This window comes from Microbacterium sp. TWP3-1-2b2 (assembly GCF_049896145.1).
GTDB lineage: Bacteria > Actinomycetota > Actinomycetes > Actinomycetales > Microbacteriaceae > Microbacterium.
Genome location: NZ_JAFCTS010000001.1, coordinates 697,399 through 723,278 on the forward strand (window position 1 = coordinate 697,399; position 25,880 = coordinate 723,278).

Sequence of the window (25,880 nt, forward strand, 5' to 3'; positions counted from 1 at the left end):
GTGCTACTCGACGCGGAACAGTCGCATGGATGTCCCAGGCGTCGCCAGGAGATCGCCGGGGGAGAAAGTCTCGGACGCGACGTCCGGATTCTCGTCCGCGCTCGACCACAACGACACGAATCGGCTCGCGTCCTCGATCGCGGGCAGTGTGATGTCGATCGGGGTCTCTGTGCCGTGCACGATCAGGAGGATGCGGTTCGCCGGCTCGTCGACGGGCGTGGAAGCCGCCACGTACTGCAGCGTGCGGTTGCTCGGATCCGTCCACTGCTCCTGTTCCATCGTCTCGCCGTTCTGGTCGTACCAGTCCATCACCGAGGCATGGGGTGTGTGCTCACCGAGGCGCGCGTACTGACTCGGCCGCAACGCAGGATTCTCGCGGCGCAGCCTGGTCAGCGCCGCGACGTGCGCGCGCAGGTCGTTCTGCCAGTCCTCGTGCTCCCAGCCGAGCCAGGTGAGATCGGAGTCGTGAGCATACGCGTTGTTGTTTCCGCGCTGCGTGCGTCCTGACTCATCACCGGCGGTGAGCATCGGTATGCCGGCCGACAGCAGCAGTGTTCCGAGCAGGTTCCGCATGGCCTTGCGCCGCGTGGCCTCGATCGACGGATCAGTGCTCGGCCCCTCGACGCCATGATTGAACGCGCGGTTCATGTCGGCGCCGTCGCGGTTGTCCTCGCCGTTCGCTTCATTGTGCTTGACGTCGTAGGAGACGAGGTCGCGCAGCGTGAAGCCGTCATGCGCTGTGATGAAGTTCACGCTGGCGAGCGGGCCCCGAGCTTCGCTGAACGTGTTCGAGGATCCGGCCAGACGGGTTGCGAACCCGCCGATGCCGACCGGGGCGGAGGCGCGGCGCGCATAGTCGATGTCGCTGAGCCAGAAGTTGCGGACGCGGTCGCGATAGCGATCGTTCCACTCGTGCCAGCCGTCAGGGAAGTTCCCGGTCTGCCAGCCGCCGAGGCCGACGTCCCATGGCTCGGCGATGAGCTTCACGCCCTGCAAGGCAGGATCATCGCGGATCGCGAGAAGGAGAGGGTGCTCGGGTGTGTACTCATGCGCGGCGTCGCGGCCGAGAGCTGCAGCGAGATCGAACCGGAAGCCGTCGATCTGCATCTCCTGCGCCCAGTACCGGAGCGAGTCCAGGACCAGTCGTGCCCCGGCATCCATCGCCGTGTTCAGCGTGTTGCCCACCCCGGTCGTGTCGATGTAGGCGCCGTCCGGTTGCTGGCGGTAGTAGTTCGCGTTGTCGATCCCGCGCAGGCTCGACCGCGGGCCCCCGATGCCCTCTTCCGAGGTGTGGTTGTAGACGACGTCGAGGATGACTTCGAGGCCGGCCTCGTGCAGCAGCTTCACCATCCCCTTGAATTCCGCCAGCACGGCCTCCGGCCCTTCTTTGCGTGCGTCGTCTGTGGCGTAGGCCGCGTGGGGTGTGAAGAAGTTGAGGGTGTTGTAACCCCAGTAGTTCGTGAGCCCGCGCTCGAGCAGTCGTGGCTCGGGGACGAACGCGTGGACGGGAAGAAGCTCGACGGCCGTCACACCGAGCGAGTGGAAGTAGTCGATCATCGTCGGATGTGCGAGCCCCGCGTAGGTGCCGTGCAGTGCCGGCGGCACATCGGGGTGACGCTTGGTCATCCCCTTGAGGTGCGCCTCGTAGATCACCGTGCGATCGAGGGGGATCCTGGGCTTGCTCGACTCTCCCCAGTCGAAGCCGTCGACGATGACGACGGAGCGCCATTCCTCGTAGCCGTCACCTTGAGCGAGACCTCTCGCGTACGGGTCGAGAAGCAGCGTCTCCGGATTGAAGGTGTTGCCGGGGCCGTGCGGCCCGCCCACGCGGATGGCGTAGCGGGTCCCGGGCTGCAGCAGATCCGTGGTGACCTCCCAGACATCGTCCGCTCCACGCGCCAGATCCACTTCATCCGTGACCCAGTCGAGGTCGGTCTCGTCGAAGGTGACGAGCTCGATCGAAGTGGCATTCTGCGACCAGACGCGCAGCGTCGCGCCGTTCTCGTGCAGACGGACACCGAGATTGTCGAGGGCGGCGCCGCCGGGCGCGGTGAAGTCAGGGGACTCGGGCATGAGTACACATTAGGCGGGATGTATTGCAGTCTCATGACAACGCGGACTCAGTTCCACGTGCCGTGTCGCGAGAAATGGGGGAGAGTTAAGGGATGCGGTTCTATCTCGACCATGCGGCGACCACGCCACTGCGCCCGGAGGCGCGCGACGCGTGGCTCGCGGCCACCGACGTGATCGGCAACGCCTCGTCGACGCACGGCGCCGGCCAGGATGCTCGCCGGCTGCTCGAGGAATCGCGCGAGCGGATCGCAGCGGTGCTGGGGAGCGAGCCGATCGAGATCGTGCTGACGTCAGGAGGCACCGAGTCCATCAACACTGCGCTGCGCGGCCTCTGGGATGCTCGCGCGGCGGATGCTGACGCCATCGTTCTGCCGGACGGCGAGCACCACGCGAGCATGGACACGGTCGCGGCACTTGCAGCCGAAGGCGCCGGGGTGCGCCGGGTGCCGCTGACAGAGACCGGGCGCATAGAGACGGAAGCGTTCGCTGATGCCCTCGGAGGCGCGGCGCTGGCGACAGCGCTCGTCGCGAACAACGAGGTGGGGACGATCAACGACGCGGCTGCTCTCGCCGCCGCTGCGGCATCGGCTCGGATCCCACTGCACCTGGACGCGGTGAGCGCGCTCGGGCATGTTCCTCTGTCGTTTCGTGAGCTGCGGGCGGATGCCGCGCCAGGAGTGGGCCTCGTGGCGATGAGCGTGGCAGGGCACAAGATCGGCGCCCCGGTGGGCGTCGGCGCCCTCGTCGTCGGACGCACCGCCAGGTTGAATGGTCTGATCCACGGCGGTGCGCAGCAGCGGGGGCTTCGCGCTGGTACGCAGGACGTGGCTGGGGCTGCGGCCTTCGCGGTCGCGCTGGAGCTCGCTGAGGCCGAGCGCGAAGCGGAGGGCGAGCGGCTCTCGGCGTTGCGCGATCGCCTGATCGCCGGCATCCGATCAGCCGTGCCGTCTGCGATGCTGCTGGGGGACCCGGTCGACCGACTGCCGAACAACGTGCACGTGCTGTTCCCCGGCGCCGTGGGGGAGAGTCTGCTGTTCCTTCTCGATGTCGCCGGCGTGGCGGCATCCACGGGATCTGCCTGTCAAGCCGGCGTCGCAGAGCCGTCGCACGTCGTGATGGCCATGGGGCGCGGGGAACCGGACGCCCGCAGCGTGCTGCGCTTCACGCTCGGCCGCACATCTGTCGATGCCGATGTCGACGCGGTGCTAGGTACGATCGCCGATGCGTACGCACGGGCATCCGGAAAGCCGGGCGCTCACTGAGTTCCTCGGCGCTCAGGAACCGAACTGGCGGATGATCGTAGACTGGACGTATGCGAATTCTTGCGGCCATGAGCGGTGGCGTCGACTCAGCCGTTGCGGCTGCACGTGCCGTGGAGGCAGGACACGACGTCACCGGCGTGCACCTCGCCCTCTCCAGGGCGGGTGGCACGCTTCGCACCGGCAGCCGGGGCTGCTGCACCATCGAAGACGCGATGGATGCCCGTCGGGCCTCCGACAAGCTCGGGATCCCGTTCTACGTCTGGGACTTCTCCGAGCGCTTCCGCGATGACGTCATCGACGACTTCATCTCGGAGTACCAGGCAGGTCGCACGCCGAACCCGTGCATGCGGTGCAACGAGAAGATCAAGTTCGCGGCCCTGCTGGAGAGAGCGATCGAGCTGGGCTTCGACGCGGTGTGCACAGGGCACTATGCGACGCTCGTCGATGGCGAGGGCGGGCTCGAACTGCACCGGGCATCCGATAACGCGAAGGACCAGTCCTACGTGCTGGGCGTTCTCACCGCCGAGCAGCTCGCGCACACGTACTTCCCCCTCGGCCTGACGCCGTCGAAGGCCCTCGTTCGTGCTGAGGCGGCCGAGCGCGGGCTCAGCGTCGCGCAGAAGCCCGACAGCCACGACATCTGCTTCATCCCCGATGGAGACACGCGGGGATGGTTGGCGGAGAAGGTCGGCGCGCAGCAGGGCGAGATCCTGGATCGATCCGGTGCAGTGGTGGGCTCGCACGAAGGTGCGCACGCGTTCACTGTCGGGCAGCGTCGCGGCCTGAAGCTGGGTGTGCCGGCGGACGACGGCAAGCCGCGGTTCGTGCTCGAGGTCCGACCGGTGTCGAACACGGTCGTGGTCGGCCCGAAGGAAGCGCTGGCGATCGGCGAGATCTCGGGGGAGCGCTACTCCTGGGCCGGCGCTGCACCGACCTCGTCCGAGTTCGACTGCCACGTGCAGATCCGCGCGCACTCAGAGCCGGTGCCCGCGCGCGCGACTGTGTCCGGCGCCGGAGTGGACGTCGTGCCGGAAGTGCCCCTCGACGGCGTCGCGCCGGGGCAGACCGCGGTTCTGTACGTCGGCACGAGGGTGCTCGGCCAGTTCACGATCGACAAGACGGTGTCGGCGGTTCCGGTCCACGCGTGACACGAGCCTCACTGATGTCGGCTCCCGCTCGTAGACTGGGTGGGTGCCGGAGAACATCTCGCTGGAAGACGCCCGCGTCGAAGCCGAAGAGCTGACCACTCGCATTCTCGAGGCGAAGGACGCGTACTACGGACGCGACACCTCCGTCGTCGACGACGCGACCTACGACGGCTGGATGCACCGGCTCGAAGAGCTCGAGCGGCTGCATCCTGAGCTGCAGGGGCAGGATTCCCCGACGCAGATGGTCGGCGCGGCGGAGATCACCGGACTCGCCACGATCGAACATGCCGAGCGGATGCTGAGTCTCGACAACGTCTTCTCGATAGACGAGCTGCGCGAGTGGGCGGCCAAGACGCAGGCGTCCGCCGGACGTGAAGTGGCCTGGCTCACCGAGTTGAAGATCGACGGACTGGCGATCAATCTGCGCTACGAGAACGGTCTCCTGACCTCCGCGGCGACGCGCGGTGACGGACGCGTGGGCGAGATCGTGACCGAGAACGCGTTGCGCCTGGCTGACATCCCCGAACGGCTGAGCGGTGAAGGCCATCCGGCGATCGTCGAGGTGCGGGGTGAGGTCTTCATTCCGGTGGCGGCCTTCGAGCGACTGAACGCCGCGCAGGCGGCGTTCAGGGAGCGCGCGTACGGCGATGCTCTGGCACGCTGGGAGGGCCGCGGGGGAGCGAAGAAGCCGTTCGATGAGGAGAGGGCACGTGCCGCTGCCGCCAGGCGCTTCCCTTCGTTCGCCAATCCTCGCAATGCGGCCAGCGGCGGGCTGCGTCAACAGATCGATAAGAAGGACGGCCTGGAGCTCGAAGCGGGGCTCCTGCGGGTGAACTCCCTTTCGCTGTACGTGCACGGCATCGGTGCGTGGCCGAATCCGCCCGTCGCCGCGCAGAGCGAGATCTACGATCTGCTCGCGTCCTGGGGGCTGCCCATGAGCCCGCATTCCCGGGTGTGCCATGGCATCGACGAAGTCGTCTCCTTCGTGGAGCACTTCGGTGAGCACCGGCACGACATCGAGCACGAGCTCGACGGCATCGTGGTCAAGGTCGATGAGCTGGCGCTGCATGACGAGTTGGGCATGACCAGTCGCGCTCCGCGCTGGGCGATCGCCTACAAGTACCCGCCGGAGGAAGTGCAGACGAAGCTCCTCGACATCGTCGTGTCCGTGGGGCGTACCGGTCGCGCGACGCCGTTCGCCGTGATGGCACCCGCGCACGTCGCGGGCTCTGTCGTGCGGCAGGCGACACTGCACAACAAAGACGTCGTGAAGGCCAAGGGCGTGCTGATCGGCGACACCGTGGTGCTGCGCAAGGCCGGTGATGTGATTCCCGAGGTGCTCGGGCCCGTGGTCGAAAAGCGCGACGGCACAGAGCGCGAGTTCGTGATGCCGATCGAATGCCCTGAGTGCGGCACGCCGCTGCGCCCCATGAAGGAGGGCGACATCGATCTGCGGTGCCCGAACGCGCGCTCGTGCCCCGCGCAGGTGCGAGGGCGCGTCGAGCACATCGGCTCGCGTGGTGCGCTCGATATCGAAGCGCTGGGTGAGGTGACGGCGGCTGCGCTGACACAGGCGGAGTCTCCGGCTGTCGCACCGCTGGACACCGAGGCGGGACTGTTCTCGCTCGTGCTGGAAGATCTGGTGCCGATCTCCGTCGTCGTCCGAGATGCCGAGACGGGGCTGCCGAAGCAGGACGACGACGGGCTCGTGAAGACTCGGTCGCCGTTCCGCCGAAACCCCACCGCCGCCGAGAAGAAGTCCGGCATCGAGGGACCGCAGCCGTCATCTCAGGCGCAGACGCTGCTGGCCGAGCTGGAGAAGGCGAAGACCAAGGAGCTCTGGCGCCTGCTGGTGTCGCTGAACGTCCGGCATGTCGGCCCCGTCGCGGCCCGCGCGCTTGCGCAGTGGTTCGGTTCTCTCGACGCGATCCGCTCCGCCTCGCGTGAGGAACTCGCAGCGGTCGAAGGGGTCGGCGGGATCATCGCCGATTCGATGTCGGATTGGTTCACGGTCGACTGGCACGTCGACATCGTCGAACAATGGGCAGCGGCCGGTGTGCAGTGGGCGACGCCGGGACACCCGGGTCCGGGTGCCGCGGTGGTGGAAGGCGGCGTGCTCGACGGCCTCACGGTCGTCGCAACAGGGTCGCTGGACGGCTACACACGCGACGGAGCGCAGGAGGCGATCATCAGGGCCGGCGGCAAGGCGGCATCGAGCGTCTCGAAGAAGACCGACTTCGTGGCGGCCGGTCCTGGCGCGGGATCGAAGCTCGGAAAGGCAGAAGAGCTCGGCATCCGCGTGCTGGATGCTGCGCAGTTCCACATCCTCGTCACCGAGGGACCCGACGCGCTTTCATGAAACGCTACGGGCCGCTGCTTGCACTGCCTGAATCCCTCGCCATCGGCGACCCTGGCAGGCATCACCTACGACTCACGCCGGACGCCGTGATCGTTCGTGATGGCGTCGAGAATCGCGGCATCCACATGTGGGACACCCTCGAGGGCATCGCCCTTGAAGTGCCGACGACCCGGTTCCGGCTGCCTGGTCTGCTGGGCACGATCGTCCTCGGTGCGCTCACAGCGATGTTGATGTCAGACCTGGGCGTCGATCCAGACGACGGCTCGGTCGAGATCACGGCTGAAGGAGGATCCAGCCGGTCCCCACTGAGTCGGCATCATGTCGGCGGCTACTGGGCGCCGACAGTGACCGGAGCGCACAGAATGCTGGAGTACCTCATCGCGAGCCCCGAGCACCGTGCGCTCCTCGCGCACCCCGAGTCTCTGATCGACGTGGCGGCGAAGCTCGCGCGAGAAGCGAGGGACGCCGCCGCTTGACCTCCACCTCTCAGTCGCGCTGAGCTGCTGAGCCGAAACGGGCTCCGCCGCATCAGAAAGAGCGCCGAGCAACACATCTCGATGGGCAGCACCTGTTTCAGACCGTGGCGCGGATCTCGAATCCGCGCGGCGCTCCGCTGGACACGTCGGTGACCAGGACCTCGTCGACCTGCGCGCCAGGCGGTCCTTGGGTCATGGAATCGAGCACAACCTGGACGTCGGCATCCGACCCGTGCAATTCGGCTTCCACGGCCCCGTCCCGACGGTTGCGCACCCAACCCGTGACGCCGCGCGCCGACGCTGCCTCGCGCGTGTACCACCGGTACCCGACGCCCTGCACGCGCCCGCGCGTGATCACCAGCACCGACCTCATGCCTCAAGGATGCCAGCGTGAAACAGGACCTGCCGCACGAAACGGGCCGTGGAACGACCTGTCTCGGACGGCAAGCCCTGTTTCGATTCGCTCAGTCCTTGTGGCGGGGCTTGCGGTACGGCTTGTCGTCGCGTGCCGGACGATCGCCGTACGAAGGACGCTCGCGGCGCTCGTAGCCGCCGCGCGCTGCGCCATCGTTGCCGCGTCGCCCTGGGGCGCCACGGTCGGCCTTGATCTCGATCAGACGACCGGAGATGCGGGTGTCCTTGAGCTTTTCGAGCACCGCAGAGCTCAGGTTCGCGGGCAGCTCGACGATCGAGAAGTCCGGGTTGATCTTGATGCCACCGAAGTCATCGCGACCGAGACCACCCTCGTTGGCCAGCGCGCCGACGATCTGGCGCGGCTCGACGCGGTGACGGCGGCCGACCTCGATGCGGTAGGGCGCGAAGTCGCTCCGACTGCGACGCTCAGTGCGCGGGCCGGTTCCTCGCTCCGGGCGGTCTCCGGAGTCACGACGCGGACGGTTGTCGGCCTCGACCGACCTGGCCAACGGATCGTTCGCCGGGTCGAGCAGCAGCGGCGTCTTGCCCTGTGCGACGACGGCGAGCGCCGCCGCGACGTCACCTTCAGGGACATCGTGATTGCGCACGTAGTGGGCGACGATGTCGCGGAACGCCTCGATGCGGCTGGTCTCCGCGAGGGCAGCGGTGATGCCGTCGTCGAAGCGGGCCAGACGCGTGGTGTTGACATCGTCGGTGCTCGGCAGCGTCATCTGCGTCGGAGCCTGGCGTGTCGCCTTCTCGATGCTCTTGAGCAGGTAGCGCTCGCGCGGAGTGATGAAGCTGATCGCGTCTCCGGTGCGCCCGGCACGGCCGGTGCGGCCGATGCGGTGCGTGTACGACTCGGTGTCGGTCGGGATGTCGTAGTTGATGACGTGGCTGATGCGCTCCACGTCCAGACCACGCGCGGCGACATCCGTGGCGACGAGGATGTCGAGCTTGCCGTCCTTGAGCTGGTTCACGCTGCGTTCGCGCTGCACCTGTGCGACGTCGCCGTTGATGGCGGCGGCGGAGTAGCCGCGGGCACGCAGCTTCTCGGCGAGCGTCTCGGTCTCGTTCTTCGTGCGGACGAAGACGATCATGCCGTCGAAGTTCTCGACCTCGAGGATGCGGGTGAGGGCGTCGACCTTCTGCTGATACGAGACGACGAGGTAGCGCTGGGTGATGTTCGTGCTCGAGGCGGTCTTCGACTTGACCGTGATCTCCTCCGCGTCGTGCAGGTACTTCTGCGCGAGGCGTCGGATCTGTGGCGGCATCGTCGCGGAGAACAGGGCGACCTGCTTCTCGGCAGGCGTCTGGGCGAGGATCTGCTCGACGTCCTCGGCGAAGCCCATCTTGAGCATCTCGTCTGCTTCGTCGAGTACGAGGTACTTCAACGCGGAGAGGTCGAGGGTGCCCTTGGCGAGGTGGTCCATGATGCGACCGGGTGTGCCGACGATGACGTGCACGCCGCGGCGCAGCGCGGAGAGCTGAACGCCGTAGCCCTGTCCGCCGTAGACGGGCAGCACGTGCACGCCCTTCATCTTCGCGGCGTACGATTCGAACGCCTCGCAGACCTGGAGCGCGAGCTCACGGGTCGGCGCCAGCACGAGGGCCTGCGGCGTCTTCTGCGAGACGTCGAGGCGCTCGAGCACCGGCAGCGCGAACGCGGCAGTCTTGCCTGTTCCGGTCTGCGCCATGCCGACCACGTCACGGCCGCCGAGCAGGGTAGGGATGGTGGCCGCCTGGATGGGCGATGGGGTCTCATATCCGAGGCCGCGGATAGCAGCGAGGACTGGTCCGGTGATGCCGAGTTCCTCGAATCCGGGGGTCGCTGGGGATTCGTCGGTGGGCTCGTTCAGTTCTGCATCTTCAGGGGTCACTACCTAAAGGTAGCGCGTCGAGCCGCTGCTCACCTGTGAAGACGCGGCGTCAGCTGCCGCTCGTCAACGATTCGAGCTTCTCCTTCACCTGACGACGAAGCACCTTGCCGATCAGAGACTTGGGCAATTCGTCGACGACGAAGATCCTGCGGGGCACTTTGTAGGGCGTCAGGATGCTGCGGGCGAACTGCCTGATGGCCTCCTCACCGAGCTCGGCGCCCGAATCCAGGATGATCGCGGCGACGACCTCTTCACCGGAGTGGTCGCTGTGCAGCCCGACCACGGCGGCGTCCGCCACGGACGGATGCTGGCGAAGCGCATTCTCGACCTCGGTCGGGGCGACGTTGAAGCCGCCGGTGACGATGAGCTCCTTGATGCGATCGACGATCCGCACGAATCCCGACTCGTCGATCGTGACGATGTCTCCGGTGCGGTACCAGCCGTCGACGAACGACTCCTCGGTGGCCTCCGGCTTGCCGTAGTACCCTGCGAACACCTGCGGACCGCGGACCACGAGCTCGCCGGGCGCACCGGGCTCGACGTCCTGAGTCGGATTCTCGGGATCGACGACGCGGCATTCGGTGCCTGGGAGCGGCAGCCCGACGCTGCCAGGCACGCGGTTCTGCGCCACCGGGTTCGCCATCAGGACGGGGGAGCACTCGCTGAGTCCATAGCCTTCGACGAGGTAGCCGCCGGTGGCCTCCTCGAACGGCATGACCAGCTCGTGCGGCAGCGCCATGGCACCGGAGATCGCGACCTCTGTGCCGGCGAGCGAGATGTCTCTGGCCTCTGCGGCCTTCAGCAGACGCTCGGCGATCGGCGGCACCAGGGGAAGGAATGTCGCCGGATGCTTCTTCACGACGTCGAGCACGAGGTCGGGATCGAACTTGGGGAACAGCACGAGGCGGGCGCCCATCGACATCGCGAACGTCAGGCAGAGCGTGAGCCCATAGGCATGGAACATCGGCAGCACGGCGTAGACGACGCAGCCCTGGCCTCGCTGGATCGACGGCACCCATGCCTTCGACTGCGCAGCGTTCGAGAGCAGGTTGCGGTGGGTCAGTGCTGCGCCCTTGGGAGTTCCGGTCGTGCCGGAGGTGTATTGGATGATCGCGAGATCGTCGGTCACCGGTCGCGGATGCGACGCCGGCAGCGCCGTCGTGCCGACGATCTGCTTCCATGAGATCGCGCCGCGCACCTTCTCGGTGAGGGCTGCACGAGACTCGCGCGCTTTCGCGATCGGCAGCGTCAGCGCGATTCGCGTGAGCAACGGCATCGCTGTGGTGACATCGACAGACACCAGTGACGTCACGGCGAGGTCTGCGGGGAACTCCTGCACGGTCTTCACGACCTTGCTCCACACGATCGCGTGCTTCGCGCCGTGATCTTCGAACTGCTTGCGCAGCTCGCGTGGTGTGTACAGCGGGTTGTGCTCGACGACCACGGCCCCGAGGCGCAGGACGGCGTAGAAGGCGATGATGTGCTGCGGACAGTTCGGCAGCACGATCGCGACCGGATCCCCGGCACGAACGCCCAGATAGCGCAGGCCCGCCGCCGCGCGATCGACGGCGCTCTGCATCTCGGCGTACGTGGTCTCCTGCCCGAAGAACTGCAGGGCGACAGCATCCGGATAGTCGCGCGCTGATGCTGCGACGATGTCGATCAGCGAGCCGTCGACGGGGGCGAGATCTTCCGGAACACCCTCCGCGTAACTGGCGACCCAGGGGCGAGGGGGATCGAACGTCGTCATGGCGACAGCCTATTGCGACATCCGGCCTGCCGGCGCGCGGGGGCGTTGATGGCGCGAACTACACTGGGGTGGTGTCTGAAATCACCCCTGAACTTGTGCGCCATCTCGGCGTCCTCGCGCGCATCCAGCTGAACGACGACGAGGTGACGCGGCTCACGGGCCAGCTCGACGCCATCGTCGACAACATCGCGAAGGTGTCGGAGGTGGCGACGCCCGACGTGGCAGCCACCAGCCACCCCATCCCGCTCGCGAACGTCTTCCGTCCCGATGTGGTCGGAGAGACATTGACGCACGAGCAGGTGCTGCAGAACGCACCGGATGCCGCCGACGGCCGCTTCCGCGTCACCGCGATCCTGGGAGAAGAGCAGTGAGCGACATCATCCGCTGGACCGCCGCAGAACTCGCGGACAAGCTCTCAGCCGGTGAGCTCTCCAGCCGCGAAGCCACGCAGGCGCACCTCGACCGCATCGCAGCCGTCGACCGTGACGTGCACGCCTTCCTGCACGTCAATGACGGTGCTCTCGCGGCGGCCGACGCGGTCGACGCGCAGCGTGCTGCGGGGGAGAAGCTCGGGCCGCTCGCGGGCGTACCACTCGCCATCAAGGATGTTCTGGTCACCACGGATCAGCCGACCACGAGCGGTTCCAAGATCCTCGAAGGCTACATGTCGCCGTACGACGCGACTGTCGTCGCACGTGCGCGCGCGGCCGGCCTCGTGCCACTCGGCAAGACCAACATGGACGAGTTCGCGATGGGCTCGTCCACCGAGCACTCCGCGTACGGCCCCACCCGCAACCCATGGGATCTCGATCGCATCCCCGGCGGATCCGGTGGGGGCTCGGCCGCTGCCGTCGCCGCCTTCGAGGCGCCGCTCGCCCTCGGCTCGGACACCGGCGGATCGATCCGTCAGCCGGCGCACGTCACCGGCACCGTCGGCATCAAGCCGACCTACGGCGGGGTGAGCCGTTACGGCGCCATCGCCCTGGCCTCGAGTCTCGACCAGGTCGGCCCTGTGACCCGCACGGTGCTCGACTCCGGTCTGCTGCATGACATCATCGGCGGTCACGATCCGAAGGACTCCACCTCGCTCACCGACGCGTGGCCGTCGTTCGCGGATGCCGCTCGTGAGGGCGCACGCGGAGATGTGCTCAAGGGCCTGAAGGTCGGCGTCATCAAGGAGCTCCCCGACTCGGGCTTCCAGCTCGGCGTCGCGGCGTCCTTCCGCGCATCGCTGGACCTGCTCGAAGCGAACGGTGCGGAGATCGTCGAGGTCTCCACCCCGCACTTCGAATACGGTGTGGCCGCCTACTACCTGATCCTTCCGGCTGAGGCATCCAGCAACCTGGCGAAGTTCGACTCGGTGCGATTCGGCCTTCGGGTCACTCCTGATGGCAACCCGACCGTGGAGGACGTCATGTCGGCCACTCGCGAGGCGGGTTTCGGCGACGAGGTCAAGCGCCGCATCATCCTCGGCACGTACGCCCTGTCCGCCGGGTATTACGACGCGTATTACGGCAGCGCCCAGAAGGTGCGCACGCTGATTCAGCGCGATTTCGACGACGCGTTCGCGCAGGTCGACGTCATCGCGACGCCGTCGGCGCCCACCACGGCGTTCAAGATCGGCGAGAAGATCGACGACCCGCTGCAGATGTACCTGAACGATGTCACGACGATCCCGGCGAACCTCGCCGGTGTCCCCGGCATCTCGATCCCGTCTGGCCTCGCGGAGGAGGACGGCATGCCCGTCGGCATCCAGTTCCTCGCGCCGGCGCATGAGGACGCCCGGCTGTATCGCGTCGGTGCCGCTCTGGAGACCGCGCTCGTCGACTCGTGGGGAGCTCCGCTGCTCACCCGCGCACCCCAGCTCGCAGGAGGGACCCGCTGATGGCTGCCGCAGCAAAGCTGATGGACTTCGACAAGGCCCTCGAACTGTTCGAGCCGGTGCTCGGATTCGAAGTGCACGTCGAGCTCAACACGAACACGAAGATGTTCTCCGATGCGCCGAACCCGGCCAACGAGAAGTTTCACGCCGCCGAGCCCAACACGCTCATCGCACCGGTCGACCTCGGGCTCCCCGGCGCCATGCCCACTGTCAACGAGACGGCGATCCGTTCCTCGATCAGCCTCGGCCTCGCTCTGAACTGCTCGATCGCGGAGTCGAGCCGCTTCGCGCGGAAGAATTACTTCTACCCGGATCTCGGCAAGAACTACCAGATCTCGCAGTACGACGAGCCGATCGCGCACGACGGGTCCGTCGTGGTCGAGCTCGAGGACGGCACACTGGTCACGATTCCGATCGAGCGCGCGCATATGGAGGAGGATGCCGGAAAGCTCACCCACATGGGTGGCGCAACCGGTCGAATCCAGGGCGCCGAATACTCGCTGGTCGACTACAACCGTGCGGGCGTTCCGCTGGTTGAGATCGTCACGAACATCATCTACGGAGCCGGTCACCGCGCTCCCGAGATCGCGAAGGCGTATGTCGCGACGATCCGCGACATCGTGCGCAGCCTCGGAATCTCCGAAGCACGCCTCGAACGCGGCAACCTGCGCTGCGATGCCAACGTATCACTGCGTCAACGTGTCGCGGAGGGTGAGGAGCCGGCACCGCTCGGCACCCGCACCGAGACGAAGAACGTCAACTCGATGCGCTCGGTCGAGCGCGCTGTGCGCCACGAGATCCAGCGTCAGGCGCAGATCCTCGCCGACGGCGGCACGATCATCCAGGAGACGCGTCACTGGCACGAGGACACCGGCACGACATCGCCGGGCCGGCCGAAGTCGGACGCCGACGACTACCGCTACTTCCCCGAGCCCGATCTGCTGCCGGTGCAGCCGACCAGCGAGCTGATCGAGGAGCTGCGGGCCGAACTGCCTGAGCAGCCCGTCGCGCGGCGCCGCCGGCTGAAGGCGGAGTGGAGCTTCACCGACCTGGAGTTCCAGGACGTGCGCAACGGCAACCTGATCGACGAGGTCGAGGCGACCATCGCCGCAGGCGCGACGCCGGCCGCCGCACGCAAGTGGTGGACCGGCGAGATCTCCCGTCTCGCGAACTCCCAGGACAAGGATGCCTCCGGCCTCATCTCTCCGGAGAACGTCGCCGCGCTGCAGAAGCTCATCGACGAGGGAACCCTCACGGACAAGCTCGCTCGCCAGGTGCTCGAAGGCGTCATCGCGGGCGAGGGCACCCCGCAGGAGGTCGTCGACGGCCGCGGTCTGGCTGTCGTCTCGGACGACGGGGCGTTGATCGCCGCGATCGACGATGCTCTCGCAGCGCAGCCCGATGTCATGGCGAAGATCAAGGACGGCAAGGTGCAGGCGGCAGGTGCGGTCATCGGCGCCGTCATGAAGGCGATGAAGGGGCAGGCGGACGCCGCCCGTGTGCGCGAACTGATCCTCGAGCGCGCAGCGCAGTAAGTCGAGTTCTCGCTGAAGCCCCGTTGTCGGTGGCTTCAGCGAGAATGGAATCATGGGGCGCGGAGACGGACGAGGCAGGCTCGTCTCACCTGACGGAGCGGATGACGCCGGCACACGCATACTTCACGTCGACATGGATGCTTTCTATGCAGCCGTCGAGGTGATGGATGACCCGTCGTTGCGCGGTCTGCCCCTGATCATCGGGGCACCAGACGGTCGCTCTGTCGTCTCCAGCGCGTCGTACGAGGCACGTCGCTACGGCGTGCGCGCAGCGATGCCGGTCGGTCAGGCCATGCGGCTGTGCCCGAGCGCGAAGATCGTCATGCCGCATTTCGATCGCTACCAGGCCGTGTCACGTCAGGTGATGGCGGTCTTCGAGTCGATCACGCCCCTGGTGGAGCCGCTGTCGGTCGATGAGGCGTTCCTCGACGTGCAGGGCGTGCGCAGGCTGTGGGGGAGCCCAGGGCAGATCGCGCGTCTCGTTCGAGAACGCGTGCAGGCCGAAGTGGGAATCTCGTGCAGCGTCGGGGTTGCCGCGACCAAGCACGTCGCGAAAATGGCGTCGACCATCTCGAAACCGGACGGGATGCTGATCGTCGCGGCGGCGGACACACTCGATTTCCTCGCTCCACGGTCTGTCCGCGCCATGTGGGGTGTGGGCCCGAAGGCGTCCGACGCGCTGGAGGCGCGGGGCATCCGCACCATCGGCGACATCCGCGAGTCGCCGCAAGAGATGCTCGACCGTGCTGTCGGACCTGCTCTCGGCGCACGCATCGCTCAACTCGCTCGAGGAGAGGACGCGAGGGCCGTGGAGACGGAGCGCGTCGAGAAGAGCGTGGGGCACGAGGAGACGTTCGAGGTCGATGTGATGGACCGGGAGTTCCTCCGCGCAGAGCTGCTGAGACTCGCCGACCGCGTCGCCGTGCGCCTGCGCAAGGCCTCGTGGGAGTGCGCGACCGTCGCGATCAAGATCCGCTTCGATGATTTCACCACGCTGAGCCGATCCCAGACGCTCGCCGAGCCGACGTCGGTCGGTCAGCGGATCGGTGAGGCGGCGCAGACGCTGTTCGAGTCGATCGACCGCCGGGATCCCGTTCGTCTGGTCGGTGTGCGCGCCGAGAAACTGCGTCCGGCAGGCGGCGGGGCCTTCGCTCTGTGGGACGACGACGAACACTGGCGAAAGGTCGAAGGTGCGCTCGACGACGCCCGAGCGCGATTCGGGAACACCACGATCGGTCGTGCGCGTCACGTGGGCCGTGGTGACGGGCGCGGCTCGGTGAGGCATCCGAAGGACCACGGTGTCGATTGATCTCCACAGCCCGCCATCCGTCGAGTAGCGTGGGATCATGCCCAACATCGCACTGGACCTCGGAAATCAAGTCGCCTCATTCGGCGTGAAGAGCGCCTACGGTGAGCCGCAGGACGTCGACGGGGTGAGCATCACACCCGTCGCTCTGACGTGGGCAGGGTTCGGCGGTGGGGCCGACCAGGATGGCAACGGAGGCGGCGGAGGCGGAGGAGTCTCTATTCCGGTCGGGGTATACGTCCGTCGTGAAGAGGGACTGCGGTTCGAGCCGAATCTGGTCGCACTGCTGGCTGTCGCGATCCCGTTCGTGTGGGTCGCGGGCCGTGCGCTCTCGCGCGTGATTCGTGCCCTCAAGAAGTGACGACCCGGTCGCGCAGGCTCTTCAGCGCGCGGCCGTCAGCATCATCGACGCGATCGTCGACGTCGCAGCATCCAACCCCGTCGTCCTGATCGACGGGCGGGCCGGAGCGGGCAAGACGACGCTGTCCCGGCTCGTGGCGGCGAACTGGCCGGTTGCCGGTCGACCGCAGCTCATCGCGCTGGACTCGCTGTACCCGGGGTGGGATGGCCTCGACGCCGGCGTTGATCGCGCACTCCACGACATCCTGCGGCCGCACGCGCGCGGTCTGCTCAGCACCTGGCGCCGCTGGGACTGGGAACTGGAGACCGACGCGGAAGCGCACGCGGTGACACCGGCGCTCGGTGTGATCCTCGAAGGCTGCGGTGCGGTGAATGCTGCCACCGCCCGTCTTGCCGACGTCAGCGTGTGGGTGGAGGCTCCGGATGCGGCGCGCAAGCGGAGGGCCCTCGACCGCGACGGTGACGGGTTCCGGCCGCACTGGGATCGTTGGGCCGCGCAGGAGGACAGACATCTGGAACGCGACGATCCGCGCGCGCTCGCGACGCTTCGCGTCACTGTCCCTTAGGCGGCTTTCGCTGGGTCAGTCGACGACGCCGCCGCTGTGGACGAGCCGAACCTCGACGCCGCCATCTCCGCGGATCGCGGGGTTGGTCCTCGCGATCGCGAGCGCGTCGTCCCAATTCTCGGCTTCCAAGATGTACACGCCGGCGACCACCTGCGCGGAGTCGACGAACGGGCCGTTTGTCACACCGTGCGCGCGAATCGAGCGTGCGAGGTCTCTGGGCGTGAACGCCCACGCGGCTGTCATCGCGCCGGATGAGGCGAGCTCGTCGCCGTGGCCATTCGGCTCGGCCAGATCCTCCTCGGTCGCGTCGAGAGCATGGGCGGAGTCGTCCGTGTAGATCAGCACGGCATATTGCGGCATACTCTCTCCGTTCGTGGTGAAGCGCTCAGTGTGATTCTAGGTGGGCAGTTCGTCGTGGGCATCCGCGAGGGCGATGAGCCCGTCGAGGCGGAAGCCCAGCCAGTCGTAGACCCCGAACCGGGGGTCCTCCAGATCGTGCTCGTCATCGTCTGAGGTGATGTCGAGCCGTGTCGCGATGACGAGGCGCAGGGCAGTGAGCGTACGCAACCATGCGTCGATGTCCGATGCCGGGATCACCACGTCGCGCGGCGCGAGCGCTTCATCCTCGGCGAGATCTTCGGCCGCTGTCGTCAGAAACGGCGACAGGCCGCTTCTCACGACAGCGGCGTCGGCTGCCCGCCTGTCGAGAAGATCATCGTGCGTGGCTTCTGCGAACTCCGCAGAAGCGTCGGCGTCCTCGGGATAGGGGTCCGGCGTGAGCCGCGTCAGACCAGGATCGGGCTCTTCGCCGAAGCTGGTGAGCACGTCGGTGAACTCCTCGACGAGCCCGGCCAGATGGATGCCCTCCACCACGGCGAGAGGCAGGCGGATGGCGGCGTGATTCATTGTGGAGCCTTCCGGACAGTCGCCCACAGGCCATAGTCGTGCATGGCCTGTGCGTGCACTTCCATGGTCTCGCGCGGACCCGTCGCCACGACGGCGTGACCGTCGTTGTGCACGGCGAGCATGAGGGCCGTCGCTCGCTCTGCTGAATAGCCGAAATAAGTGCGGAAGACGCGTGCGACGTAGCTCATCAGGTTCACCGGATCATTCCAGACGATGACCTGCCACGGCTCGAGCGGGGCGGCCCTGAGGTCGGTCACCTCCCCGAGATCGGGCGTCGCCATCGGAGTGCTCATGCCCATCCCATCTCGTGCAGCTGTGTGTCGTCGATGCCGTAGAAGTGCGCGATCTCGTGCACGAGGGTCGTGTGGACCTCTTCGCGCAGCTCCTGTTCATCCTCGCATTCGGCGAGGTGCGATTCGCGGAACAGGATGATGCGGTCAGGGAGTTCACCCATTCCGTATTGACCCCGCTCGGTCAGCGCCAGCCCGTCATACATCCCGAGCAGATCGAGGGTCCCGTCTTCGGGGCGATCCTCGACGACGAAGACGACGTTCTCCAAGCCGTCGACCATCTCGTCGGGCAGTCGATCGAGCTCGTCGACGACGAGCTTCTCGAAGGTCGCGGCATCCATCTCCATCATCGTCCAGCCTATTGCCCGGCCGAGGTCAGTGGACGAACAGCAGCAGCGCGGCGACAGCGAGGAACAACACACCGAAGACCCTGTTCAGAGCCCGCTGACCGCGTGCGGTGCGCGCCACACGCTGGAACGGCCGGGCGGCGGTCGCGAAGAATCCCCACATCACGGCGACGTCGACGACGACCACTGTGGCGATGAGGATCAAGTACTGCGGCAGCGCGGGCTGATCGAGCCGGATGAACTGCGGGATGAACGCGAGGAAGAAGACGATCGCTTTCGGATTGAGCAGGTTCACCCAGAATCCGCGTCGCATCATCGACCAGTGGCTCTCGGGCGATCTCGGGCTGCTCTCCACCGTCTCGCTCGAGTTCTGGACACGAGCGAATATGAGCCGCAGCCCGAGGTAGGCGAGGTAGGCGGCGCCCGAGTACCTGATGATGTCGAACAGCAGGGGAGAGCGGGAGACGATGAGGCCGACCCCGGCCGCGACGATGACGACGTGCACGATCAGGGCCAGTTGCTGACCGATCACACCCCATATGGAGCGTCGCCAGCCTTCGGCGAGCGCGTTCGACATCGTGTTGATCGCGCCTGCTCCAGGGGTGAAGCTGATGACGACGGATGCGGTGAGAAGGGAGAACCAGACCGTCAGAGACACCAGGCAATCCTAAGCGCGCATTCACGCGTGCATACGCGCGCCTTTGAGGAGGCGATCGATGGCGTTCTTCGGGCCGCGAACGGCGATCCCGACGAGGTCGAGTTCGTCGGCGGACACCGCAGCGACGGCGGCTCTGTTCGCCTCATCGTGGGTGGTGGCGAACAGGTCACGGGTGTACACGGCGAGAGCGATGTCGTCGCGGGCAGCAGCCTTGCTGCGAGCTGTGCTGAAGAAGTCGGCGTCGGCCGAAAGCACGAGGACGGGCTGGCGGAGCATGGGCAGGTACTCATTGCCGTCACGGTCGCGGTAGGGGTCCCCGACGAGAGCTGGCGCGCTGCCGGCGATCCCGCTCATGAGGAAGGCGGTGACGTTGAGCTCCTGCCACGGAGCGAGGTCGTCTCGGAGGACGACGGCCACCTTGGTGTCGAAGCGGAACTGAGGGGCGTCTTGGGTGACGGTGGCGATCGAGGTCATGATCCGATTCTGCGCTGCAGTGGGGTGCGGGTCTTGTACGTTTCTTGCATGGCAGATTCGATCCGCGCGTGGCATCCGGCAGTGCCGGGAGTGCGAGAGGTGCTGCACGCATCGTTTGAAGATCACGCGTATCCGATGCATGCGCACGACGACTGGACCGTGCTGCTGATCGACAGTGGGGCAGTGGCGTACGACCTGGGGCGGTACCACCATCTCGCGGTTCCGGATGCTGTGACCCTGCTGCCACCCGGGGTTCCCCATGACGGACGTTCGGCAACCAGAGGATCAGGCTTCCGCAAACGCGTGCTGTATCTCGAAGCCGATTGGCTGCCGAAGTCGGCACCATCCGCTGCGGCGGTCCAGCCGACCTTCGACGATGCGGGCATCGTCGAAGCGGTACGTGCGATCCACCGTGCGCTGCGAGATCCCGCTGAGCTTCTCGACGCGGAGCACGAGGCGTTCGTGCTTCGCGACCGCCTACTGACTCGGCTGGTCGAGCCGACGCGTCCGACGCCTGATGCGCCTCTTGCGCGGCGGCTGCGCGGGCTGTTGGACGACCGCGTCCTCGAGGCGTTCACCATCTCTGACGCAGCGGCCGTACTCGGCGCGCATCCGAGCCACATCACACGATCATTCACCCGCGCGTACGGCATGCCCCCTCATCGGTACCTGATCAGCCGAAGAGTCGATCATGCGCGTCGTCTGCTGGTCGATGGATGGCGTGTGACGGATGCCGCGGCTGCAGCGGGCTTCCATGATCAGGCACATCTCACCAGGCACTTCCGCAGGATCATCGGGACGACGCCGGCTCGCTTCAGAGCAGCGTGATCTCTCGCGCCGACGCGCCGTGCACGGAAAGCAAGAGGGCCCGAGTCTTTCGACTCGGGCCCTCTTCTTCTGAAGTGTCGCGCCGTTCGGCCTGACGATCTTCTTCCGGGTGGCTAACGGGGCTTGAACCCGCGACCCCCGCGACCACAACGCGGTGCTCTACCAACTGAGCTATAGCCACCATGTGCCGGCCGGAGCAGGCAACCAGACGATTCTATTACACGTCTGAGGTGAACGACGACACGGTGCGCTCTGAGATCGCGCGTGCCTCATCGCTCGACGGCCCGGGCTCTGCCACGAAGACGGCTTCGCGGTAATACTGCATCTCCCGGATCGACTCGAGGATGTCTGCCAACGCGCGATGTCCGCCGTCTTTCGACGGGGCCTGGAAGAACACTCGCGGGTACCAGCGACGCGAGAGCTCCTTGACGCTGGAGACGTCGACGTTGCGATAGTGCAGCCACTGATCGATCTGCGGCATGTACTTCGCGAGGAACATGCGGTCGGTGCCGATCGTGTTGCCGGCCAACGGCGCCTTGCGCTCGAGCGGTACGAACCGCTTGATGTACTCGAGGGTCTGCGCCTCGGCATCTGCCAGGGAGACACCGTCGGGGATCTCATTGATCAACCCCGAAGACTCGTGCATCTTCGTGACGAAATCGTTCATGTTCGCCAGTGCGGAGTCGTTCGGCTTGATGACGACCTGGAACCCGGGGTCGAGCGGGCGCAGCTCGAAGTCGGTGACGACGACGGCGATCTCGACGAGTTCATCCACCGAAAGATCGAGTCCCGTCATCTCACAGTCGATCCAGACGAGTCGATCATTTTCGGACGCAGATACCATGCGCTCAGTCTACTGAGGGCATGGACATTGCCTTTCCTTGGTCCCCCAGGCACGATTCGAACGTGCGACCGGCGACTTAGAAGATCGATGCTCTTCCGCTGAGCTACTGGGGGTCGACATCTAGATTAGCGACACTTTCGCCTGCAGTGTGTTCGCTGGACGCCGGTGGGGTTTTCCGTCGAGCCCGCCACTCGCGCGCATAGGAATTGCGGCGTTGCCTGCATGGCTCGCAAAGGCATCCTCGTCGTCCCTTCGTGCCGCCTCCGTGCGGTGTGAGAATTCGGCGGGTCGGAGTCTCGGGGACGATCGGTATGGGTATGCCCATCTTCAGCAGGTGTTTGCGATGACCGGCGCGTTCAGAAGTACGGCGACGGTGACAATTCGCGCAAACGATCTCGCATTTCGCGATCTCGCTCTCGATCAGTGGCCAGGAACGCGTCGAGGCGTTGACTGCGCGAGATATCTCGAATCTCTTGGCTGCACCGGGTAGATGATCGAAGTCGAGCACGACGGGGTCCGATTCGCCGCAGTCGGCGCACGGGTGACCGACGAGATAGTCCATCATCCGCAGAAAGTTGAGATAACGGTGACGTGCCTGCATCGCCTTCAGTCGTTCCCCTTTGCTTGGCACGTCTCACCCGTTGCGCAGGGCCTGCACCGCGTCGTCAGGTCGCCAGAACTCGCCGACGAGGCGGAAGGCGCCGGTCGCGAGATGCAAGCGTTCAGCTCGATAGCGCAACCCGAGTGGATCGGCGACGATGCGAAGGTGGCCGAGAATGCGGCCGGCGGTGTCTTGAACCCGCCACAGCTGTTCTGAAGCTCTGACGAGGTGCTCGCGTTTCGAGACGAGCTGCGGCGTGGCGTATCGCACCTCTGGCAGGTGCAGGATCTGTGTATCGGACATCTGATTCTCCTTCCGATTCGAACATATGACCGACCACGGACATTGGCGTCGCTCGGGAGGAGCATCCTTTCCTCCACTGATCAGGCTTTCGTCGCTTCCGTCCACCGAACGTGGGTTCTGCGATGCGGAGGCCGTGCGTGGCGAGGCACTCTGAGGCGATCCGGGCGCGTCCCGGGCATCGATGGAAGAGGAGATGGACATGAACGACAACGTGACGATCCTGGGGCGCGTCGGCGCTGATCCGAAACGGAGCGAGACCGCGAGCGGGGTGGCGGTGGTGAATTTCCGCGTGGCCAGCCCGCAGCGGCGCTTCGATTCGAAGACCCAGACATGGATCGAGACCGGCACCAACTGGTACAACGTGTCCGCGTTCCGCCAGCTCGCCGACCACGTCAAGTCTTCGCTGCACCAGGGTGATGGCGTCATCGTGACAGGGAAGCTGAAGCTGCGCGAGTGGGAGAACGCGGAACGCAAAGGGATGAGCGCAGATATCGACGCGGAGGCCATCGGGCACGATCTGCGTTGGGGTGCCAGTGCCTTCGCCAAAGCGAGTCGACCGGCCAGTGCGCAGGACTCAGTACCCGGCGGTGTGGATCCGGGAACGGGTGAGGTGCTCGACATCGATCCGGATCCCGAGACCGATGACGGCGGTGACCGCGATGAGGACGAGCCTTCCGAACCGGCGATGGCTCTGTCCGCACCGTGGTCGTCTGGAGGATGAACCACCGGAATCGCTGTACAGCGTGAGCGCCTCCGTGCAGTGCGCGGGCAGGTGGGGAGGGCGGGCGGCACGCCCATAGAATCGGAGCGTGCCCCGTCGACTCCCCACCGTCCGTCTGCGTGTCGTGGCCGCCTCGACGATCTTGCTGGCGGGCCTCGCGCTGGCGGCGTGCGATCCAGGATCACCGGATTCGCCCTCCGCGTCTCCGTCGGCGAATGCCGATGCGACACCGACGGCGACGCCCGGCCACCCGGCCCCGGTCTTTCAGCCGAACGGTTCTGCCGAGGACAACCTGCCGCTCTTCTCCGCGATCACAGATCAGGTCTGGGGGTCGGAGGAGCGGGGCTCCGGTCGCGCGTACATCGATGCCCTGGTCGCAGCCGGGTTCGACCGAACAGCGATGCAGGTGACGCAGGACTTCACCACGGTGGGCAACCCTGTCGAGAGCCTGCAGTTCTCGGTTCGATGGGGAGATGACCACTGCCTCGTCGGGCAGGTCGGCCCGTCCACTGGGGAGCCGGTCGTTGCGGTCGTCGATCAACTCGCGGAGGGACGCTGCCTCGTCGGCAACACGCGCCCGATCGACTGGTGATCCATAGCCGGTAGGCTGGAGTGTCGATCTTCGACGCCTACAAAAGGAGCGGTTCTCAGTGGCTGAGTACATCTACTCGATGGTTCGTGCGCGCAAGGCGGTGGGCGACAAGCTCATCCTCGACGACGTGACGATGTCATTCCTCCCAGGGGCGAAGATCGGCATGGTCGGCCCGAACGGTGCCGGTAAGTCGACGATCCTCAAGATCATGGCGGGCATGGACCAGCCGTCGAACGGCGAGGCGAAGCTGTCGCCCGGCTTCACGGTCGGCATCCTGATGCAGGAGCCGGAGCTCGATGAGACGAAGACCGTGCTGGAGAACATCCAGGACGGCGTCGCCATCAAGCCGAAGCTCGACCGTTTCAACGAGATCTCGGCGCAGATGGCTGACCCCGACGCCGACTTCGACACGCTGCTCGCAGAGATGGGCGTGCTGCAGGAGGAGATCGACGCGGCGGACGGCTGGGACCTCGACTCGCAGCTCGAGCAGGCCATGGATGCGCTTCGCACCCCTCCGGGAGACGCCGATATCGCTCCTCTCTCCGGCGGTGAGAAGCGCCGCGTGGCACTCGCTAAGCTCCTGCTGCAGAAGCCGGATCTGCTGCTCCTCGACGAGCCCACCAACCACCTCGACGCCGAAAGCGTGCTCTGGCTCGAGCAGCATCTGCAGGCCTACAAGGGCGCTGTCATCGCCATCACCCACGACCGGTACTTCCTGGACAACGTCGCGGAGTGGATCGCCGAGGTCGACCGGGGCCGCCTGATCGGCTACGAGGGCAACTACTCCACCTACCTGGAGAAGAAGGGCGAGCGCCTCGCCATCCAGGGCAAGAAGGACGCCAAGCTCGCCAAGCGGCTGAAGGACGAACTCGAGTGGGTCCGCTCCAGCGCCAAGGGCCGCCAGACCAAGTCGAAGGCGCGTCTGGCCCGCTACGAGGAGATGGCGACTGAGGCGGAGCGCACCAGGAAACTCGACTTCGAAGAGATCCAGATCCCCGCGGGTCCGCGTCTGGGCAGCGTGGTCATCGAGGCGAAGAACCTCAAGAAGGGCTTCGGCGACCGCACCCTGATCGAGGGACTCAGCTTCAGCCTTCCCCCGAACGGCATCGTCGGCATCATCGGCGCCAACGGCGTGGGCAAGACCACGCTGTTCAAGACCATCGTCGGCCTCGAGCCGCTCGACGGCGGAGACCTCAAGATCGGCGAGACGGTCAAGATCAGCTACGTCGACCAGTCCCGCGCCAACATCGACCCCAACAAGAACCTGTGGGAGGTGGTGTCCGACGGCCTCGACATCATCACGGTCGGCAAGATCGAGATCCCTTCGCGCGCATATGTGTCGAAGTTCGGCTTCAAGGGTCCTGACCAGCAGAAGAAGGCCGGAGTGCTCTCCGGTGGTGAGCGTAACCGACTGAACCTCGCACTCACGCTCAAAGAGGGCGGCAACCTGCTGCTCCTCGATGAACCGACGAACGACCTCGACATCGAGACGCTGAGCTCGCTCGAGAACGCGCTGCTCGAGTTCCCCGGTTGCGCTGTGGTCATCACTCACGACCGGTGGTTCCTCGACCGCATCGCGACCCACATCCTCGCGTACGAGGGCACCGACGAGAACCCGGCTCAGTGGCACTGGTTCGAGGGCAACTTCGAAGCGTATGAGAAGAACAAGATCGAACGCCTCGGCCCGGACGCTGCCAACCCGCACCGTTCGACGCACCGCAAGCTCACACGCGATTGACCCGTGGGCAGCCGAGCGCGCTCGGCTGCTGAGGCCGTTGGAGCGTGTCGGTGGACGAAGTGAGGAGCACGCGTGACTGAGGGGCGCAGGCTGCACGTCCCCATCCATCTGCGGTGGGGGGATCTCGACGCGTTCAATCACGTCAACAACACCTCGATGCTCAAGCTTCTCGAAGAGGCGCGCGTGCGCGCTTTCTGGAAGGCGGAGCAGGGGGAGACGGCACCGCCGACGGCCGTGCTCAACTCCGGGATCGAGGCGGGAACGCTGACGCTCATCGCGCGGCAGGAGATCGAGTACCTCGCTCCCGTGCCGTACCAGCGACGACCGCTCGAGGTGCAGATGTGGTTCGGCAAGCTCGGTGGTTCAAGCCTCGAGGTCTGCTACGAGGTGTTCAACGACGCGGAGAACGAGGCACGAGTGCTGTACGCGCGCTCGACAGCCGTCATCGTGCTCGTGGATGCGGAGTCCGGGCGTCCCACGCGCATCACCGCGGAGATGCGCGATGCCTGGACTCCGTACATCGGCGAGCCGATCACGTACGCGCATCGTTGACGGCACGCCGAGATC

At 66.3% G+C, this 25,880-nt stretch carries 27 protein-coding genes and 2 tRNA genes; 15 read left to right on the plus strand and 14 right to left on the minus strand.

Translation table 11 applies throughout. The features are described 5' to 3' along the window. Positions 1-3: 3 nt before the first annotated feature. Entirely contained in the window at positions 4-2,073 is a 2,070-nt protein-coding gene (gene glgX, locus ACP7AR_RS03500; protein ID WP_426182811.1) for a glycogen debranching protein GlgX, read from the minus strand. A 92-nt stretch (positions 2,074-2,165) separates the two neighbouring features. On the opposite strand from glgX, the gene ACP7AR_RS03505 reads away from it, so the two are divergent. Genes ACP7AR_RS03505 through ACP7AR_RS03520 form a run of 4 tightly spaced genes read left to right on the plus strand, consistent with a single transcriptional unit; the run spans position 2,166 to position 7,318 of the window. Then, the gene (locus ACP7AR_RS03505; protein ID WP_426182813.1) at positions 2,166-3,335 is read left to right on the plus strand and encodes a cysteine desulfurase family protein; all 1,170 of its coding nucleotides are present in this window, start codon (positions 2,166-2,168) and stop codon (positions 3,333-3,335) included. Between the two features lie 50 nt (positions 3,336-3,385). Further along, positions 3,386-4,483, plus strand: coding sequence for a tRNA 2-thiouridine(34) synthase MnmA (mnmA, locus tag ACP7AR_RS03510; protein ID WP_426182815.1), 1,098 nt, complete (start codon positions 3,386-3,388; stop codon positions 4,481-4,483). A gap of 43 nt (positions 4,484-4,526) precedes the next feature. Beyond that, positions 4,527-6,842 (plus strand): NAD-dependent DNA ligase LigA, encoded by a 2,316-nt coding sequence (gene ligA / locus ACP7AR_RS03515; RefSeq protein ID WP_426182818.1) that lies wholly within the window; start codon positions 4,527-4,529, stop codon positions 6,840-6,842. Further along, positions 6,839-7,318, plus strand: coding sequence for a hypothetical protein (locus tag ACP7AR_RS03520; protein ID WP_426182821.1), 480 nt, complete (start codon positions 6,839-6,841; stop codon positions 7,316-7,318). Before ligA ends, ACP7AR_RS03520 begins: the two co-directional genes overlap by 4 nt. A 97-nt stretch (positions 7,319-7,415) precedes the next feature. On the opposite strand, the gene ACP7AR_RS03525 is transcribed toward ACP7AR_RS03520, so the two are convergent. The 3 genes from ACP7AR_RS03525 to ACP7AR_RS03535 all read right to left on the minus strand — a co-directional run bounded on the left by ACP7AR_RS03525 (position 7,416) and on the right by ACP7AR_RS03535 (position 11,362). After that, entirely contained in the window at positions 7,416-7,691 is a 276-nt protein-coding gene (locus tag ACP7AR_RS03525; protein ID WP_426182823.1) for an acylphosphatase, read from the minus strand. A 91-nt stretch (positions 7,692-7,782) separates the two neighbouring features. Continuing rightward, entirely contained in the window at positions 7,783-9,612 is a 1,830-nt protein-coding gene (locus ACP7AR_RS03530) for a DEAD/DEAH box helicase (protein ID WP_426182825.1), read from the minus strand. 49 nt (positions 9,613-9,661) lie between these two features. Then, positions 9,662-11,362 carry a long-chain-fatty-acid--CoA ligase gene (locus ACP7AR_RS03535; protein WP_426182828.1) on the minus strand — a complete coding sequence of 567 codons (1,701 nt, stop codon included), beginning with the start codon at positions 11,360-11,362 and terminating at the stop codon, positions 9,662-9,664. Between the two features lie 71 nt (positions 11,363-11,433). On the opposite strand from ACP7AR_RS03535, the gene gatC reads away from it, so the two are divergent. Genes gatC through ACP7AR_RS03565 form a run of 6 tightly spaced genes read left to right on the plus strand, consistent with a single transcriptional unit; the run spans position 11,434 to position 17,011 of the window. Continuing rightward, a complete protein-coding gene (gene gatC / locus ACP7AR_RS03540) occupies positions 11,434-11,733 on the plus strand; it encodes an Asp-tRNA(Asn)/Glu-tRNA(Gln) amidotransferase subunit GatC (protein WP_307364192.1) in 300 nt (99 codons plus the stop codon). Next, positions 11,730-13,247, plus strand: a complete 1,518-nt coding sequence (gene gatA / locus ACP7AR_RS03545; RefSeq protein ID WP_426182831.1) for an Asp-tRNA(Asn)/Glu-tRNA(Gln) amidotransferase subunit GatA — start codon at positions 11,730-11,732, stop codon at positions 13,245-13,247. Before gatC ends, gatA begins: the two co-directional genes overlap by 4 nt. After that, complete coding sequence (gene gatB, locus ACP7AR_RS03550) at positions 13,247-14,779, plus strand: Asp-tRNA(Asn)/Glu-tRNA(Gln) amidotransferase subunit GatB (RefSeq protein ID WP_426182834.1); 1,533 nt, start codon at positions 13,247-13,249, stop codon at positions 14,777-14,779. Before gatA ends, gatB begins: the two co-directional genes overlap by 1 nt. Before the next feature lie 52 nt (positions 14,780-14,831). Continuing rightward, positions 14,832-16,088, plus strand: coding sequence for a DNA polymerase IV (gene dinB / locus ACP7AR_RS03555; RefSeq protein ID WP_426182837.1), 1,257 nt, complete (start codon positions 14,832-14,834; stop codon positions 16,086-16,088). Positions 16,089-16,125: 37 nt separating this feature from the next. Then, complete coding sequence (locus ACP7AR_RS03560; RefSeq protein WP_426182840.1) at positions 16,126-16,446, plus strand: hypothetical protein; 321 nt, start codon at positions 16,126-16,128, stop codon at positions 16,444-16,446. Further along, positions 16,430-17,011, plus strand: a complete 582-nt coding sequence (locus tag ACP7AR_RS03565) for a hypothetical protein (protein WP_426182843.1) — start codon at positions 16,430-16,432, stop codon at positions 17,009-17,011. The genes ACP7AR_RS03560 and ACP7AR_RS03565 overlap by 17 nt, the downstream gene beginning before the upstream one ends. A 15-nt stretch (positions 17,012-17,026) precedes the next feature. On the opposite strand, the gene ACP7AR_RS03570 is transcribed toward ACP7AR_RS03565, so the two are convergent. Genes ACP7AR_RS03570 through ACP7AR_RS03595 form a run of 6 tightly spaced genes read right to left on the minus strand, consistent with a single transcriptional unit; the run spans position 17,027 to position 19,686 of the window. Beyond that, complete coding sequence (locus ACP7AR_RS03570) at positions 17,027-17,371, minus strand: YciI family protein (protein WP_426182846.1); 345 nt, start codon at positions 17,369-17,371, stop codon at positions 17,027-17,029. A 36-nt stretch (positions 17,372-17,407) separates the two neighbouring features. Then, entirely contained in the window at positions 17,408-17,917 is a 510-nt protein-coding gene (locus ACP7AR_RS03575; RefSeq protein ID WP_426182849.1) for a DUF2017 family protein, read from the minus strand. Then, entirely contained in the window at positions 17,914-18,210 is a 297-nt protein-coding gene (gene clpS / locus ACP7AR_RS03580) for an ATP-dependent Clp protease adapter ClpS (protein WP_426182852.1), read from the minus strand. The genes ACP7AR_RS03575 and clpS overlap by 4 nt, the downstream gene beginning before the upstream one ends. Further along, positions 18,207-18,554, minus strand: a complete 348-nt coding sequence (locus ACP7AR_RS03585; protein WP_426187611.1) for a metallopeptidase family protein — start codon at positions 18,552-18,554, stop codon at positions 18,207-18,209. The genes clpS and ACP7AR_RS03585 overlap by 4 nt, the downstream gene beginning before the upstream one ends. Positions 18,555-18,582: 28 nt before the next feature. After that, positions 18,583-19,212 (minus strand): LysE family translocator, encoded by a 630-nt coding sequence (locus ACP7AR_RS03590; RefSeq protein WP_426182855.1) that lies wholly within the window; start codon positions 19,210-19,212, stop codon positions 18,583-18,585. A 21-nt stretch (positions 19,213-19,233) separates the two neighbouring features. Continuing rightward, on the minus strand, positions 19,234-19,686 hold the full coding sequence (locus ACP7AR_RS03595; protein WP_426182857.1) for a DUF2000 family protein: 453 nt from the start codon (positions 19,684-19,686) through the stop codon (positions 19,234-19,236). 48 nt (positions 19,687-19,734) lie between these two features. Between ACP7AR_RS03595 and ACP7AR_RS03600 the strand changes: the two genes are divergently transcribed. Then, complete coding sequence (locus ACP7AR_RS03600) at positions 19,735-20,514, plus strand: AraC family transcriptional regulator (protein ID WP_426182860.1); 780 nt, start codon at positions 19,735-19,737, stop codon at positions 20,512-20,514. Positions 20,515-20,622: 108 nt separating this feature from the next. Here ACP7AR_RS03600 and ACP7AR_RS03605 read toward each other — a convergent pair. The 4 genes from ACP7AR_RS03605 to ACP7AR_RS03620 all read right to left on the minus strand — a co-directional run bounded on the left by ACP7AR_RS03605 (position 20,623) and on the right by ACP7AR_RS03620 (position 22,262). Then, positions 20,623-20,695: transfer RNA gene (locus ACP7AR_RS03605), tRNA-His, on the minus strand. 36 nt (positions 20,696-20,731) lie between these two features. Next, positions 20,732-21,358, minus strand: a complete 627-nt coding sequence (orn, locus tag ACP7AR_RS03610) for an oligoribonuclease (protein ID WP_426182863.1) — start codon at positions 21,356-21,358, stop codon at positions 20,732-20,734. Positions 21,359-21,396: 38 nt separating this feature from the next. After that, positions 21,397-21,471 (minus strand) — tRNA-Arg (locus tag ACP7AR_RS03615). A 521-nt stretch (positions 21,472-21,992) separates the two neighbouring features. Continuing rightward, a complete protein-coding gene (locus tag ACP7AR_RS03620) occupies positions 21,993-22,262 on the minus strand; it encodes a hypothetical protein (RefSeq protein ID WP_426182866.1) in 270 nt (89 codons plus the stop codon). Between the two features lie 199 nt (positions 22,263-22,461). On the opposite strand from ACP7AR_RS03620, the gene ACP7AR_RS03625 reads away from it, so the two are divergent. From ACP7AR_RS03625 to ACP7AR_RS03640, 4 genes are all read left to right on the plus strand, one after another. Next, complete coding sequence (locus ACP7AR_RS03625; RefSeq protein ID WP_426182869.1) at positions 22,462-22,983, plus strand: single-stranded DNA-binding protein; 522 nt, start codon at positions 22,462-22,464, stop codon at positions 22,981-22,983. A gap of 88 nt (positions 22,984-23,071) precedes the next feature. After that, positions 23,072-23,575 (plus strand): DUF6993 domain-containing protein, encoded by a 504-nt coding sequence (locus ACP7AR_RS03630; protein ID WP_426182872.1) that lies wholly within the window; start codon positions 23,072-23,074, stop codon positions 23,573-23,575. Between the two features lie 58 nt (positions 23,576-23,633). Further along, positions 23,634-25,313: an energy-dependent translational throttle protein EttA gene (ettA, locus tag ACP7AR_RS03635; RefSeq protein WP_426182875.1), complete on the plus strand. Its 1,680-nt coding sequence runs from the start codon at positions 23,634-23,636 to the stop codon at positions 25,311-25,313. Positions 25,314-25,385: 72 nt separating this feature from the next. Further along, positions 25,386-25,865 (plus strand): acyl-CoA thioesterase, encoded by a 480-nt coding sequence (locus tag ACP7AR_RS03640; RefSeq protein ID WP_426182878.1) that lies wholly within the window; start codon positions 25,386-25,388, stop codon positions 25,863-25,865. Positions 25,866-25,880 lie beyond the last annotated feature (15 nt).

What these genes read in the sequence shown, in the direction of transcription:
- glgX (WP_426182811.1), bottom strand. Translation starts at nt 2,073, where the DNA reads ATGCCCGAGTCCCCTGACTTCACCGCGCCCGGCGGCGCCGCCCTCGAC.
- ACP7AR_RS03505 (WP_426182813.1), top strand. Translation starts at nt 2,166, where the DNA reads ATGCGGTTCTATCTCGACCATGCGGCGACCACGCCACTGCGCCCGGAG.
- mnmA (WP_426182815.1), top strand. Translation starts at nt 3,386, where the DNA reads ATGCGAATTCTTGCGGCCATGAGCGGTGGCGTCGACTCAGCCGTTGCG.
- ACP7AR_RS03520 (WP_426182821.1), top strand. Translation starts at nt 6,839, where the DNA reads ATGAAACGCTACGGGCCGCTGCTTGCACTGCCTGAATCCCTCGCCATC.
- ACP7AR_RS03525 (WP_426182823.1), bottom strand. Translation starts at nt 7,691, where the DNA reads ATGAGGTCGGTGCTGGTGATCACGCGCGGGCGCGTGCAGGGCGTCGGG.
- ACP7AR_RS03535 (WP_426182828.1), bottom strand. Translation starts at nt 11,362, where the DNA reads ATGACGACGTTCGATCCCCCTCGCCCCTGGGTCGCCAGTTACGCGGAG.
- gatB (WP_426182834.1), top strand. Translation starts at nt 13,247, where the DNA reads ATGGCTGCCGCAGCAAAGCTGATGGACTTCGACAAGGCCCTCGAACTG.
- dinB (WP_426182837.1), top strand. Translation starts at nt 14,832, where the DNA reads ATGGGGCGCGGAGACGGACGAGGCAGGCTCGTCTCACCTGACGGAGCG.
- ACP7AR_RS03560 (WP_426182840.1), top strand. Translation starts at nt 16,126, where the DNA reads ATGCCCAACATCGCACTGGACCTCGGAAATCAAGTCGCCTCATTCGGC.
- ACP7AR_RS03570 (WP_426182846.1), bottom strand. Translation starts at nt 17,371, where the DNA reads ATGCCGCAATATGCCGTGCTGATCTACACGGACGACTCCGCCCATGCT.
- ACP7AR_RS03575 (WP_426182849.1), bottom strand. Translation starts at nt 17,917, where the DNA reads ATGAATCACGCCGCCATCCGCCTGCCTCTCGCCGTGGTGGAGGGCATC.
- clpS (WP_426182852.1), bottom strand. Translation starts at nt 18,210, where the DNA reads ATGAGCACTCCGATGGCGACGCCCGATCTCGGGGAGGTGACCGACCTC.
- ACP7AR_RS03585 (WP_426187611.1), bottom strand. Translation starts at nt 18,554, where the DNA reads ATGGAGATGGATGCCGCGACCTTCGAGAAGCTCGTCGTCGACGAGCTC.
- ACP7AR_RS03595 (WP_426182857.1), bottom strand. Translation starts at nt 19,686, where the DNA reads ATGACCTCGATCGCCACCGTCACCCAAGACGCCCCTCAGTTCCGCTTC.
- ACP7AR_RS03600 (WP_426182860.1), top strand. Translation starts at nt 19,735, where the DNA reads ATGGCAGATTCGATCCGCGCGTGGCATCCGGCAGTGCCGGGAGTGCGA.
- orn (WP_426182863.1), bottom strand. Translation starts at nt 21,358, where the DNA reads ATGGTATCTGCGTCCGAAAATGATCGACTCGTCTGGATCGACTGTGAG.
- ACP7AR_RS03620 (WP_426182866.1), bottom strand. Translation starts at nt 22,262, where the DNA reads ATGTCCGATACACAGATCCTGCACCTGCCAGAGGTGCGATACGCCACG.
- ACP7AR_RS03625 (WP_426182869.1), top strand. Translation starts at nt 22,462, where the DNA reads ATGAACGACAACGTGACGATCCTGGGGCGCGTCGGCGCTGATCCGAAA.